The organism is Halosolutus halophilus (genome assembly GCF_022869805.1).
Taxonomy (GTDB): domain Archaea; phylum Halobacteriota; class Halobacteria; order Halobacteriales; family Natrialbaceae; genus Halosolutus; species Halosolutus halophilus.
On record NZ_CP094974.1, the window covers coordinates 828,870 to 842,773 of the forward strand.

Annotated in this window: 9 protein-coding genes; 5 read left to right on the forward strand and 4 right to left on the reverse strand. The window is 61.7% G+C overall.

Features of this window, described 5'->3' with window-relative positions; translation table 11 throughout:
• Positions 1–196: 196 nt before the first annotated feature.
• Positions 197–3,046, forward strand: coding sequence for a M14 family zinc carboxypeptidase (locus MUG98_RS04035; protein ID WP_265110875.1), 2,850 nt, complete (start codon positions 197–199; stop codon positions 3,044–3,046).
• Positions 3,047–3,398: 352 nt separating this feature from the next.
• On the opposite strand, the gene MUG98_RS04040 is transcribed toward MUG98_RS04035, so the two are convergent.
• The gene (locus MUG98_RS04040; protein WP_265110876.1) at positions 3,399–3,632 is read right to left on the reverse strand and encodes a hypothetical protein; all 234 of its coding nucleotides are present in this window, start codon (positions 3,630–3,632) and stop codon (positions 3,399–3,401) included.
• Between the two features lie 303 nt (positions 3,633–3,935).
• Between MUG98_RS04040 and MUG98_RS04045 the strand changes: the two genes are divergently transcribed.
• Entirely contained in the window at positions 3,936–5,252 is a 1,317-nt protein-coding gene (locus tag MUG98_RS04045; protein ID WP_265110877.1) for a PQQ-like beta-propeller repeat protein, read from the forward strand.
• A 307-nt stretch (positions 5,253–5,559) separates the two neighbouring features.
• Here the strand turns inward: MUG98_RS04045 and MUG98_RS04050 are convergent, their stop codons facing one another.
• Entirely contained in the window at positions 5,560–5,826 is a 267-nt protein-coding gene (locus MUG98_RS04050; RefSeq protein ID WP_265110878.1) for a sulfurtransferase TusA family protein, read from the reverse strand.
• Between the two features lie 278 nt (positions 5,827–6,104).
• Here MUG98_RS04050 and MUG98_RS04055 point away from each other — a divergent pair, with 278 nt between their 5' ends.
• The gene (locus tag MUG98_RS04055) at positions 6,105–6,290 is read left to right on the forward strand and encodes a hypothetical protein (RefSeq protein WP_265110879.1); all 186 of its coding nucleotides are present in this window, start codon (positions 6,105–6,107) and stop codon (positions 6,288–6,290) included.
• Positions 6,291–7,356: 1,066 nt separating this feature from the next.
• Here MUG98_RS04055 and MUG98_RS04060 read toward each other — a convergent pair.
• Entirely contained in the window at positions 7,357–10,374 is a 3,018-nt protein-coding gene (locus MUG98_RS04060; protein ID WP_265110880.1) for a PAS domain S-box protein, read from the reverse strand.
• Positions 10,375–10,638: 264 nt separating this feature from the next.
• Between MUG98_RS04060 and MUG98_RS04065 the strand changes: the two genes are divergently transcribed.
• Together MUG98_RS04065 and MUG98_RS04070 are read left to right on the forward strand one after the other, a co-directional pair.
• Positions 10,639–10,839, forward strand: a complete 201-nt coding sequence (locus tag MUG98_RS04065; protein WP_265110881.1) for a DUF7344 domain-containing protein — start codon at positions 10,639–10,641, stop codon at positions 10,837–10,839.
• Positions 10,840–11,240: 401 nt separating this feature from the next.
• On the forward strand, positions 11,241–11,438 hold the full coding sequence (locus tag MUG98_RS04070) for a hypothetical protein (protein WP_265110882.1): 198 nt from the start codon (positions 11,241–11,243) through the stop codon (positions 11,436–11,438).
• Positions 11,439–11,849: 411 nt separating this feature from the next.
• Here the strand turns inward: MUG98_RS04070 and MUG98_RS04075 are convergent, their stop codons facing one another.
• Positions 11,850–12,980 (reverse strand): DUF1214 domain-containing protein, encoded by a 1,131-nt coding sequence (locus MUG98_RS04075; protein ID WP_265110883.1) that lies wholly within the window; start codon positions 12,978–12,980, stop codon positions 11,850–11,852.
• Between the last annotated feature and the right edge of the window lie 924 nt (positions 12,981–13,904).

The following is a 13,904-nucleotide window of genomic DNA, read 5'->3' on the forward strand; positions in this document are numbered from 1 at the left end:
GCCTTCGGGGACGTGCATCCGGGAGCGGGAGCGCCAGCAGACCGGACTCGTCGCTCCGGCCGCCCCCGGACCAGTTTCGATTCGATGTCCCGCCGATCAATAAGAATTTCCACCTGCTCAAATTTATGAGAAAGCCAATCAGGATCTTTTGATAGTCTGTGATCGGGTGGTGTGTGGCATCCTGTCACACTTCCACATGAGTAGCGATCCACGGCAACACGACGATCCTGCACCGCACGATGACCGCGAGACATACACCTACGAAGACGCCGCGGAACTCGACGAGGACGCGTTTGCTGGGAGCGCGATCGACCGACGGACCTTCTTGAGCGTCGCCGCAGCGACCGGTGTTGGACTCGCCGCTCCGAGCACGGTCTCGGCCGCGGTCACCGACGAGGCACTGACCGCACTCGCCGAGTTTGTGATCAACGCGACGCCCGCCGACTACGAAGCAACACTGGTCCTCGAGTTTGGGGACGCCGACTCCCTCGATGCGTTCGCCGCCGAGTTCGGCGACCCCGACTGGGACATCGACGAGGACGACCGCGCCCCGAAGGTCGTGACGCGCGAGGAGCCGACGCCCGCCGCACACGCCTCTCTCACGGCCGCCGAACTCGAGTACGCGCTCGATGCCCTCGACGCCGCCGTCGACCACGTCGACTTTTCGCCGGGGGCGAACCCGTTCTGGAAGCTGGACGACCCCTACGCCGACGGGGTCTTCCCCGACATCGAGGCCGCACGCGACTGGATCTCCCACGCGGAGGCCGGCCAGGCGCTCGACCACCTCGAGGAGGAATATCCCGACCGGGTGCGCGTCCACCGGATCGGGCAGGGGCCGGGCTGGGAGAATTTCCACACCGGTGAGGATCCCGACCGGCGCGAAATCTACGTCGCGGAACTGACCAACGAGATTCGGGACGAGGAGTCGTTCCGAGAGAAGGACAAGGCGGTGTTCATCGTCGGGATCCACGGCAACGAGCGAGCGGGCGTCGAGGCCGGCAGCCGGGTTCTCGAACAGGCAGCCAAGGATGACGCAGACGACTTCACTCACCTCCTCGACGACATCGTCATCGTCTACGTCTATATCAATCCCGACGGCTGGACCGTCCGGAACCCACAGTACGGCCCCCATCCCTGGAACCGGTTCGTCGAGGGAACCTTCTACGGGCACTACCGCGGGAACGCGTCGCAAGTCGACACCAACCGCCAGTATCCGACGATCGGCTGGGCGAATCCGGGGTTCTGGCCCGCCGATCCGGACGACGCGCCCGCCACCCGTCCCGGCTACGACGTCGGCTACGCGGACGTCGTCCCGGACGCGCTGGCGACTGTCGCCCACCTCCGGGAGTACGCTAACGTCGAATACCTCTGTGACTACCACATGATGGGCTGGGCGGATTCGATGGTCCTGAACCTCGAGTCGAACGCCGCGTACGATCACGACGGCACGCACGATCTCGACGAGGTGAATCGCCGGATCGGCGCGGGGATGGAGGCCCACTGGGGCAGCCCCGCGGCGATCGCCGACGACACGATTCGGGCCGGCCGGGATACGGCCGGCATCGACGAATACGTCCCGGATCGGCTGTTCGATTACGGCTCGATCTACGACTCGCTGGGATACAACATCACCGGCGGCTTGCTCGGCTGGGCGGGCCAGCCCGAAGCGTTCGGCGGCCTCGGCGCCATTACGGTCGCCCCCGAGCTGGGCCTGCGCGACGCCATCAACTGGCGCCCGTATATCGAACGGCATCTGGCGACGGCGTATCGGATCTCGATGCGCGAGTACGCCGAACTCTGCGCCGCGGACACCGATGCCACGGTGGCCACCGGCGGACAGGATACCGCCTACGTCACCACGGATGCCCTGACGCGCCGGTCCGCGGACCTCTCGCACACCGACGAGAGCCCCGGCCAGGGGGACGGCCCTGGCCAACAGCGTGCGACCGAGGTGCAGCGTCGCCACGAAACCGTCCACCCCGGGCCAGAGGGGCGCGCCACGCCGACGATGGCGGAGCGAACCCACTCGCTGGCCGCGCAGTTCGCCGCGTCCGGCACCGAAGACGGTGTCGTCACACTGGTCAACCCGGGCGGCGAGGTCGTGCGGGCGGTCGACCTCGCGGAGAGCGACGTCAGGAGTTTCTACGTCCCCGATCCCGATGCGGGCGAGTGGACGATCGAGTTCGACGGCGCCGGCGAGCTCGACGTCGACATCGTCACGATCGAGAGCGACGACGAGCATCCCGATCCCGAGGAGGCGTTCGGCTACTCCCAGACGGAGTACGTCGTCAACCCGATGCAGTTCTTCGCAGATCTCGAGGCCCACCTCGAGGACGGGGCCATGGACGGACTGCGGGTGCACGACGTGACGACCGGCCGCCTGATGCGCGGCAGCTCCGGCGAGCGCCGCTACGACAAACTCGTGATCTCACACGATGTCGGCCGCGACGACGACGCGTATATTGCGGCGATCGAGGAATTCGTCGAGGCCGGTGGCGACCTCGTACTCACAGATACGGGGCTCTATCTCTTGGCTGCCATCGAGGTCGGCCAGGCTGCGGAGCTCTCGGCGGACGATATGCGAACCGTGCAACTCGGCATCGCGAACCTGATCGACCGCGACTTCGATCACTACCTGCTCGCGGATATCAGGGACCTCCAGCACGAGATCTGGAAGAGCCCACAGGTCGGGTACGTCCCGAACGCAAACGATCAGCCCGCGACGATCATCGACGACGACGCCTTCGAGGCCGCCGGCGGCGACGTCGCTGGCCGAATGCAGGTCGACGTCTCGGGGAGTCCGTGGACGCCGCCGGAAATCACCGACGAAGGGGTCGGAGCCGGCTCTCTGGCAGCGGGCGACGCGGAGATCAACCTCATCGGGTCGGTCCTGCCGCCGGCGAACCAGCGCGAACTCCATCCGTTCGGAATGGCGGACTACGCGGTGTCGTTCATGGGGCACACGATGCTCTGTAACGCGCTCGGCTTCGAGCAGCGTCGCTTCGTCGCGGGCGACCGTGTCGGGACCTGGGGCGACGTCCGGTAAGCCGAGCCCGGACTCGTCGCTGCCCCGTCGAGAGCCCCCTTCTTTTCGCGACCGTGGCACCTGTGAGTCGGGAGTCGAAACCAACCCCGGCCCCGTCGGGTGAAGTGTTGTCAATTCAGCCAACGCCCCGCTCGGCCTACGCATGAGAGACCGGATCGAGAACCGAGAGGTCGTCATCGTCGGACCGGGTACGGCTGGCGGTGTGATCATACGAACTGGCCCGACACGATATCGAGGTAATCGGCCGTGAGGCTGGCCCCGCACGATCGCGCTCTGGGCAGCCGCCAGGTTCTGACCCGCGGCTCAGTCGGACAGGCGGTGGTCGTGGCTCACCGCATGTGCGAAGCGACGCTTACGAGAAGGCAGCGAGCACGTCGGCCTCGTCGTCGACGTCCGGCTGGTTCGGCCACGCGTTCATTTTCTCGACACAGCAGGCACAACAGTAGAGTTCGTGTGTGTTCGGCGCCTGCCAGTTCTCCCGCTCCAACCAGAACCCCTCGACGGTAACCCCGTCGATCGCGGTCCCACACTCCAGACAGTCGTAGATCTCACCGGGCGACGTCGGTTCCGGCCAGTAGAGTTGCATGGACCGCAGTTCCGATAGCTGTCATATAAGCTTTCAGGTCTTCGGGAGCCGATCGGGTGTTGGGGTATTGGATCGGGATCGGTGCGCTCGGTGTATCCACAGGAGGAACAAGACCACACTCCGCGGTGGCCGCTGGAGAAATCCCTCGCCGAACGCACGGCCACCCCCGAACTGCGCAGGCCGTCTGGAGCCCTCCCGAACGGAGATCTCGAAGAAGTCGGTCAGCGACCATCCTCCGGAGCCGACTGTTGAGAACCCTCCGCGGTCCAGTAAATTTTTGTCGGCTCTCTCGGAAGCCAGCGTATGCCCGATCCACCCTCCATCTCCCGACGCCAGGCACTCGGGGCCGTTGGCGGTGCCGCGACTGGGGTCGGTGGCTACATCGCGGGCGTCCGCTCCGCCGACAGCGTCCCCGACTGGCTCGCTGGCCGCGACTGTGCCCCGTCCCCGCTCGCCACGAACCCGACGGACTGGCCGTTTCCCCGGCACGACCGAGCGAACACGCGCCACGCTCCCGCACGCGCTGGCCCGGACTGGCCGCCCGACCGGACGTGGGAACGGGAGTGGCCGGTCGGTGACGTGTACGAGCTGCGTCCGCTCATCGTCGTCGACGGCGTCGTCGTCGCCCTCATAGAGGCTGCCCCGCAAAGCGTCCTGCTCGCGATCTCGCTCGCTGACGGTCGAGTGCTGTGGCGTCGTGAAGCCGAGGACGCCAGCTACGCGCAGGTCTGTGCCGCGGGTGGAATGGCGTTCGTCGAGGGAGAAGTTCCCGACTCTCCCGTCCGGTTCGCGGCCCGCTCGCTCGGCGACGGTGCGGCGCTGTGGACCGACTCCGTCTCCTCACACGTCCCACGGACGCTCGCTGGCGGCCGGTTACTTGCCGTCGACCGTACGCGCGACGACAACTTCGCCGTCACCGCGCGCGACGCCCGCACCGGCGTCGAGTGCTGGCGCGCTGTCCACGGGGGGCGGCCCCACGACATCGCGGTCGCCGACGGACGGGTCGTCCTGCCAACGCGCGACGACGGTGTCCTCGCGCTCGACCCCGCATCCGGCGACCGGCAGTGGCGCTCGGACGCCGGCGGCGACACGGCCGCGGTCGTCGCCGGCCGAGTGATCTCGCGGCGGTTTCCGGGCGAACTCAGAGCGTTGTCGCTCGCGGATGGGGCGATCGAGTGGCGCGTCCAGAGCGAGCACTTCCTCGAGGACGGGGAGAGCGACGATGGGACACGGTATGCCCGCCCCGGGTTCGAGGTCGGCGCCGTCACGCCGGAGGTGGTCGTCTACGCGCTGGATGTACACAGCGACTACCCGAGTCGACTGCAGGCCCGCGACCTCGAAACTGGCGACCTGCTGTGGGACGTCGGGCCAGAACCCACCCCGGTCGAGTTCCACGGCTACTCGCGGCCGATCGTGGTCGGTGACGACCTCTTCGCGATCAGGTACGCCCGGCGCGAGGACAGCGAGGATCCGCCGGACGCACTCCTGCGGTTCGACGTCGCCACCGGGACGGAGCGCGACCGGATCACCTTCCCCGCCGACGAGTACGTCCGCCCGCCGATCGTCGCCGATACCACCCTGCTGGTCCCGACGAACCTGCGGTTGGTCGCCTACACGTGACCCTGACTATACTCTTCGTGCAGGGGGCAACGTCCACACGCCTCCGGAGCATGGGAGAGGCCACTGTCGGACCAGTCGCAGTGGTTTAAGGAAACCCTCCGGGACTGCTAGGGTCCTGTACTGGTGATAGATACAGAGTGCGTCTCTGTCAGCAACGGAAAAGTCGGATACGCTATTTTCTGAGTACGCGATTCTGTCGGAAAAAGCAGTTGTCAAGTGAGGATATTTACTGAGTTTATGACCCCTCCACTATCTCGTCGCCAGGTGCTTGCCGTTGGTTCTATTGCTGGTATTGCCGTAGCCACGATCAATCAGATGCTTGTCGTCTGAGGAACGCAATAACCCCGTCATCTGTCCCGCGGGTACTGATAAGCGAGGCGCCGTCGAGTCTCCTAACCCAGTCCTCGACATCCTCGCATTCGTCTACGGGCTTTCCAGTCTTGATGGCTAGCAGGTCGCCATCGGCTGCGCTACGAAGCTCATCTGCGGCCGTTAAGATGGGCATCGCACACACCTGACCGGTCACGTCCAATACAGCGTCAGCGTCCTCGATCGTGAACGATTTCTCTACCATGGGGCTGTTTACTTACATCCGCTTTCCGTCGTTTGTCTTGCTCACGGATCTCTCCTGAGAGTATTGTACACACTTCGTATTATTACTGTCGGTGGCACCGGCACGGAACTCCGCTGCTGACCGGGACACCAGTTATAGAGAACGTGCGATAGGACTGCAGCAGTTGTCTGGCTAATCCGAGCAACGGGCTTTCAACACGCGTCTTGTACGAACGGCAGTCTCTGTCAGTCCACACCCATCATCGGACAAAATTACCCCGCTCTCTCCCCTTGTCAGTATTGGACGATTTTAGCAATTGTGAGCATGAGTATTTCGGGGTCGGGTCGCTCGGTGCGGCGCTCGCCGGTAGCGTCCTCGAAGGCGGGTCGTTCGGGACGCTATTTCGACTGTTCGCGGTCCTCCCGCTGGTCGCCCTCGTCGCCGTGTTCGGCATCAATCGGATTGGCGGGTCGGCAAAGAACTGAGAGGCAACCACCGATCGGGCACAACCAGAGACTACATGAGGATAGATCACCCACTAAATAGCTCGGCTGTATTGACCGATCACCCTCCATCGATCGAGTATTGGCACCTCTGAATTCGAACCCACCATTCAGCAGAAGTGAGTCAAACTACCGAAATAGCGGGAGAACTTGTGTGCTGAATACAGAGCGTGGATGTCTCGCCCGCTTTCGACACGTGGTTCCAGAAAACACGTATCGACGTGTACTCAGTCCTACGTATGAGGCAGAGACACCACCTGATTGAGTCCGTCGTGGGGCTGGTCGGTGCAGCGTTCCTCACCGCCGGCTTGGTGTCCCCCTGGATACAGCAGAACCCATCGTATCACGGGGATGTGCCGAGTGTCTACCTCGCCGGTATGCAGAGTGGACTCCAACGGCCGGATTACCTGCTGCTTGGGGGAATCGGGGTCACGCTCTTTTGTATCTTCACTCGCCGATATACCACGACCACGAACCGGGTCATAATCGCGACTGGTGGTGGGGCCGTTCTTGCAGTCGGCAGTAATATTCTGTCGTACGTTCCCGCCTACGCTCCGATCGTTGTCCCGGCACGGGGTGCGTATTTCACGATAGTCGGTGGACTCCTTCTCAGTGGCATCGGACTCACACGACCTCGTACCGGCCAAAACGACACGCCGGACAATCCAAGTGGGAGTACAGAACTGGCTGATAAATAGGCGCGTTCTATGCAGCAGCGGCCGCTCGTTCTGCGCGACCACTGTCAGAAACGGCGTGCTGAATACAGAGGACGTATCCAGCACGGCGGCCCACGTTATTTCGCGGTATAGGGCCTGAACTACCCGAAAGAAAACCAGCGGACTGACCGCTTAGAGTTCTATCAACTGTTGCATAGATCGGGTGAGGCACGCGAGGGCCGAAGCCAGTATGCGACACAACGAAAATATAACCGGTCAGATCGAACGACTGACCGAGTTGGTTCTATCGCGGGGTGATGGCGTCCACGGAGCCAGTTCCGAGAAACAACCCGACGAGAGGCATCTCGATGCGCCCTCCTTTTTGGTGACCGTCAGGTCGGAGTAGGGGACGAGAACACCGATTCAAACACCTTCCTTTCGGCACTGCGGAGGTGCTGGGAGAACGTTGGTGGGGCGATATCCAGCGATTCGGCGAGGTCCTCGCCGGACGCGTCTCGCGGCCACTCGAAGTATCCCCGGTGATAGGCGGTTTCGAGGACCGCCTGCTGGCGGTCGGTGAGTTTCTCGACGAGCATCTGCCGAACGTGAGTCGCCGGCTGCCGGGAGCGCGGGAACTGGCGTTTGGCGAGCAACTGGGCGGTCGGATACGCGCTGCGGACCGTCTCGGTGACGGATCTCGTGTCGACGCTCGGCGCGAGATGGACCCGGAGACGGAGGTCGCCACCCTCGAACAGGACCTCGTCGATAGAGCCACCCTGCGAGGCCACTTCGGAACGAAGCGGGAGTTCACTGACGCGAGCCTCGAACCTGGTGACGGTACCTTCTTCGGCGAGCACAGTCAGCGAGTCCCAGCGGGGGTGCTGGTCGATCAGGGCGTCGAGCGTCTCACGGGCAGCGGGAGTCGCGGTGCCGTAAACGAGTTGGGCCTCGTCGCTGGTCGCAACGACGTCGTCGATGGTGATCCGCCCCTCGGCCGTCGCGTCGATCTCCATGGATCCGAGGATATTCGGGATGCGGAACTCGAGCTCGACGATCTCGTCGCTTATCAACGCTCGCTTTCGTTCGGTGGCGGCGATCGCGTGGCCGACGAGCGCTCCGAGCTGGCCGATCACCGTCGACTTTTCTCCCTCGAACGCAGACGGACGGCCTGCGCACACGTTCAACACGCCGTACGCCGTGCCGTCGTGCACGAGCGGAATCGCGGCTGCCGAACGGACGTCGATAGCGTCGGCTTGGCTACACCACAGTTCGCGTTCGGAGTCGGCGTCGATACCGTTCGCGACCTGCATCGACTGCGTCCGAAAAGCGGCTTTCGTCGGTCCGCCGCCATCTTCGTCCTCGGAATTGCCTGAGAAAGCGCTCTCGTCGAGATTACAGCCGTCTCCGACCATGGTTCTGACGTGTACCGTCTGCGAATCGGTGTCGACGTCGCCGATCCACGCGAGTTCACAGGAGTCCGTGTCGGCGAGGGCCTTGCAGACGGTCTGCTCAATCTCCTCGCGTGTAGATTGGTTGATGACCGCGGCCGTGATGTCGTGGACGATGTTGTTGACGTCATTGAGGGCGGCCAATTGCTCCCGGTTACGCTCCAGTTCCCGTTCGGCCTCCACGCGGTCGGTGATGTCGCGTCCTTCCGGAACGAGGTGGGTAACCTCGCCGCGGTCGTCGGTCACTGGACGGACGGAGAAATCGATGACAGCGATACGATCGGTGCCCCGTGCTTCGACCTCGCGGCGGACGAACTCGCCGTCGCGGGCGCGTTCGACCGCCTCGCGGACGCGGTCGGATGCCTTGCCGTGCTCAAACCAGTACGCGTTCCACAACTTCTGCCCGACGACCGCCGCTCGGTCGACCCCGCCGAAACTCAGGGCGGACTCGTTGGCCTCGACGAGCGTGCCATCTGGTTCTAGGAGACCGGTGAACTGATAGGTCTGGTTGAAGATGGCGTCATAGCGGCGTTCGCGCTCCTTGCGTTCGGTGATGTCGTGAATGACCGCGACCGTGCCGGCGCTTCCCCTGTCGGCGTCGTGAATCGGCGCCGTCGAGATGCTCACGTCGACCGAGTCGCCCGCTTTCGTCCGACGCTGCACTTCGAGTCCGTGGAACGTCTCACCCTCGTTCACCGCCTCCAGCCGCTCTTCGAACGCGGACCGTTTCGCTTCCGGCACCACCGGGATGACCTCCCCGAGCACTTCGGCTTCCGTCCAGCCAAAGATCCGTTCCGCGCCCGGGTTCCACCCCTCGACGATGCCGTTTTCGTCCAACACGACGATCCCGTTCGGCGACGCTTCGATGACCGCTTCGAGGTGTTCCGTCGTCGCACGGAGTTCGCGCTCGCGCTCCTCGCGGTCCGTGACGTCGCGTATGATCGAGAGATGACGACCGGGGAGAACGTTCGGTGTCGCCGCGAACTCGACGGTGCGTCGCTCCCCGTCGGACCGGACGAACGGGAACAGACCGCGATCCTGGTCGGACTCCTGGAACTCGTGCCAGGCCCGCTCGAAGTCGTAGTCCTCGGGGGCAAATTCATCGATTGATCGGCCGAGCAGGTCCGCCGCCGGAAGGTCGAACAGGTCGGCGGCGGCCGGGTTGACGTCGACGTACGTCGCGTCGTCGTCGGCGATCAGCATCGCGTCGAACGCCTCCTCGAAGACGGCGCGGAACTTCCGTTCGCTCTCGATGAGGTCCGATCGGGCGCGCCGACGCTCGGTGACGTCGAAGTAGAGTTCGACCCGCCCCCCTGCGTACGGACCCGACTCGACCGGTGTACTGCGGTGTCGGAGCCAGCGCGCCTCGCGTTTCTCCCCGGCCGTCACACGGCACTCGAACTGCTCGGTGTACGTATTGTCGTCGTACGTCGCCAGAACCGTCTCTTTGAAGCGTTCTCTCTCGTCGATACGAGGGGAGATACGCTCCGCCACGAGCCGTCGCTTGTCCCGACCGACGACGGCCTCGCGGTCGATCCCGAAGTACCGCTCGGTCGTATCGTTGATCCACACCACCTCGAAGTTCTCGTCAAGGAGGAACGCGCCGATATCGGCGCTGTCGAGCACGTCCTTCAGCAGCGACGTTTCAGCGGCTGGCCAGTCCCTGGCGGTAGAAGATCGGCCGTCCGTTCGACCCCGTGGCCGCCACCACACGCGCCCGTTCGCACCGACCTTCTTGGTTTCGAGCCGGTCGTGTTCGACGAGGCGCCTCAGGCGTTCGTAGGTGCTGCGGCGCCCGAGGTCGAGGCGGTCCGCCACTTCGGTTGTCGTTTGTGGAGTTCCGAATTCATCGAAGAGTGCGAGGGTTTCCCGAAGCACCTCGCTCACCGCGTGAGAACTCATCGTACGGTTTACCCGGGCTACAGATATAGACTCTCGCGTTGGAGGGAAATTTTCACTCAAATTTAGCGGTAGTCAATGGATCCATGGTTTACTGTACTTCAATCAAACCGAAGCGTCCTACCGCTGGTCCACCCGTTTTTGCGAACACCCTACTCACGTTTACCGTGCAGATATGGGTGACAAGATCCGAGCCGAAACCGCTGCGAGAAGGATTCCACCATGAGTCAATCTATACGTGACGAAAGAGCGTTCAGATACGTCGGAACGGAGCATCTGGCCGAAAATACGTATCATCGGTTGCTCTCGGCAGATCGCCGAAGGACGATGCTCGACGTCTTGATGAACTCGAACACTCCGGTCGAGATCGGGGAGCTGGTGGCGACAGTGGCCGCACAAGAAAAAGAAGCGGACGTCGCCAACGAAGAGACCGTCGAACGCGTGTCAGTAACACTCCTTCACGTTCACCTCCCGATGATGGCAGAACTTGGAGTCATTGAAGTCGTCTCTGACCCGAACCGCGCCTAACCCCTCGACGCTGCTGCGGTTCCTGACTCAGTGCGATTGCAGTAGTGTCGACGTGTATACCTGGATGGCTTGGGCACCGAGATACGTGATTTGCACCGTTGCAAATAGAGGATACCGTCGTTCCGACGCGAAGCGAGAGATCGCAATAAATCCATCCCCTGTATCCAGCACGCGATTTTTGGTATTTGTATGATGGATCAATAATCTCGCTGGTAACGCCTTCATCTGTACAGACCGATCACCGCCCTCCGCAGCTCGAGTTTCAACTCGTGGCACGTTCGCGCGTTCTATGCAGCAGCGGTTACTCTTTCTGCGTGAACACTGTCAGAAACGGCGTGCTGACTACAGAGCGTGTCTCTGTCAGCGCAAGAGATTACTGTCAGTAGATTATTTCACGTAATATGGAGTCGTTTGAACAGATTGCCATCGCCGATCTGAAATTTAGAGTCGTCATCGTTGCTTCGACGCTGGCGTTTTCAACCGTTTTCGTCCCCTTGAATTTCGGTCTTCAGTCAAAGATGGGTATGCAACTCGGAGTCGTACTCGGGGTCGTCTCCGCCGTTGCAACAGCCTACTTTACGGTAAAGAGGTTGCCCTGAGCAGAACTCTCAGGTGCACACGCGCTTTGTATTCAGCAGATGTCGACCGAATTACCGAGATCCTGTCACAAACGGCGTGCTGAATAGAGTGCTCTGTAGGATCGCTAGACGACGCTGTGATTAGCCTACTTTCGTCGGAGAGCAGTCAACCACTGGACTAGTATCTGGAATCCACCGTAGTCTCTTGGTTTTGCAAGGATCTGTTCATCCAGCCATCAGTATTAGGAAAATATTCGTCCAACTCTCACCGCAACTAACCAGCTCCAATTGCCCTGAAGTCGTCGCAGTCTAGTGATCCTACAGAGCAGAATAGAGAGCATGAGTTCAGCACGACCGTCGGCACGAAGCGGAAGACGAGCGGCGGTCGAGTCACGTCGATTCAGTCGCCAGAACATCGATGGTCGTGCCCTTTCACTCGACCGGCTCGGCTTCGGGGAACTGATAGCCCCCGTCGAGAATCTCCTCGCGCGGACCGTACAGTCGGACCGTATAGTTCCACCCCTCTGGCGCGTAGAGGAAGTTCGGCTGGTCGGGATCATCGCCGAAGTGAATCGTGACGCTGCCGTCGTCGTCTCGCTCTGCGGTTACGTTGTTGATCGAGTACGCGTCGTACTCGTTTTCCTCGAGGTACCAGTCGCTGTTGTAGACGGTGACCGACCAGTACCCGTCGACGGGGACGTCGTCGACGGTGAGCGTATATGGCGTTTCGCCGTCGTTCTGTTCGGGCGTTCGCCAGAGAACGAACTCGTCCGTCTCCGGACTTCCACCCCAGGCGATCGCAGTGCCGAGGAAATGCTTGACGGGATCGACCTCGTCGGCGTCGCCCCACACGCCCCGGGAGTCGTCCATCGTCTCTCCGACCGTGATGAGCGCCTCCCGGATTCGCTCGAGCGAGTCCTGATCCCAGTTGGGTATCTCGAACGTGCCGGGCGATCGTTGACTCGCCGTGATCTCGTCCTGGATGGCGTGAACGGTCTCGACGTCGTCCGGATCGTTCGGATCGAATAACGTGCGGACCAGGACCAGACAGTACCGCGTCCCGACTTCGTCCTGTGTCAGCGTGTATTCGCCGGCGGTTGTGGACGATCCCCTCAAGTAGTTATCTTGATTGATGACGATCAGCAACTGGTAGCGGTCACCGGTGTCCGGTTGGGTGACGGTGACCGGTTCGGTCAGGTCGAAGACGCCAGCCGAGTAGAGGGTATCACGATTCATCTGGATGACGTTCTGCTCGTCGATGGGGACCAGCTCTCGGAGGTGATAGAACTCTCCGAACCCGCCCAGTTCGGCGTATCGCGCGAGGTACGTGTCGGACTCTGCGCGCGGGTAGTTCTCCCACGTTACCGGGACTGGCTCGTCATCTTCCGTCTCGTTTTCAGCCTGGTGGGTATTCGCCTCCGGGGAGTGGTGGCTGGCAGTGGCGCTGCCGCCGCCCATCGCGAGTAAGCCGGCGAGACCCGCTCCGCGAAGCGCGGTGCGGCGGGTTGCTCGCAGCGGTTCGGCATCCGATTCCCTCGTCGTGTGGTGTGTCTTATCGCTCATGGCGCATGTCTCTCTGAGTGCCCCACACAGTGGATGGGACCGACTCACACTCTCGCACGTCAGCGCCCCATATAATACGATAACGATAATTGGAAATTATGTCATGACAAGATGATAGTATTGACTTGGTGATGAACTCTGCTCCGTAAGTTATGATGGATTCCGCCGGCCAACCGAGTACATAGACGTTCTCGAGCATCACCAGATGCTACAGTCGCGCCCTGTATTCAGCAAGAACTAATCGAACTACCAGAACACTGTTAAGAGCGGCGTGCTGAATACAGAGGGTGAGCCGTGTTTAGACGCGAAAATTCGAGGGTAACGACAGCCACAGACCGAGAGTCGATACGAAGGGGCTGGAAATGGAATCGCCATCGAGGAACTAGTCTCTACAATTTCGCTTCTACAGCCGTTTTACCGAAGTTTGAGGGACCATCGCCTCGATCGAGGGTCAAACCTCTCGACGAGGTATCGGATAGCGGATCAGCATCGAGCCACAACACCGCTCTCACTCGCGTCGAAACAAGGCCGAGAAGATGTGTTCAGCACGACGGGTCTGTTTGTTTCATCCCGAATCCAATGAACCAGCCGTTCAGTAGACCTGCTTATTGACCGTCTGGCAGTGATTATAAAGTGAGGGAATATCAGTTGCCGTCGGCTGTTTCAAGTGGTGAATTACAGAGCCTACATCGGTTTCGGTCAGGCCTGTTCGGTGCGCCGCATTCAGAACAATTAGTCCGAGCCGGTGGTTCGTCGGTATCGTCCCACGATAGAACCGCCATTACGAGAAGGATGAAGAATACAAACAAGAACAACCCTAATGGACCGAATGAGAGGAGAAAAATGGCAACGAAGAAGACAGGGAAGCCAATGAGCACGTACACCAAGAGTGTTGAGAGACGATCCATGGATTATACTCTAAAA

Bases quoted from the DNA above. Each gene is read 5' to 3' on its own strand.
- MUG98_RS04035 (WP_265110875.1), top strand. From the start codon at position 197: ATGAGTAGCGATCCACGGCAACACGACGATCCTGCACCGCACGATGAC.
- MUG98_RS04040 (WP_265110876.1), bottom strand. From the start codon at position 3,632: ATGCAACTCTACTGGCCGGAACCGACGTCGCCCGGTGAGATCTACGAC.
- MUG98_RS04045 (WP_265110877.1), top strand. From the start codon at position 3,936: ATGCCCGATCCACCCTCCATCTCCCGACGCCAGGCACTCGGGGCCGTT.
- MUG98_RS04050 (WP_265110878.1), bottom strand. From the start codon at position 5,826: ATGGTAGAGAAATCGTTCACGATCGAGGACGCTGACGCTGTATTGGAC.
- MUG98_RS04065 (WP_265110881.1), top strand. From the start codon at position 10,639: ATGCTCGACGTCTTGATGAACTCGAACACTCCGGTCGAGATCGGGGAG.
- MUG98_RS04070 (WP_265110882.1), top strand. From the start codon at position 11,241: ATGGAGTCGTTTGAACAGATTGCCATCGCCGATCTGAAATTTAGAGTC.
- MUG98_RS04075 (WP_265110883.1), bottom strand. From the start codon at position 12,980: ATGAGCGATAAGACACACCACACGACGAGGGAATCGGATGCCGAACCG.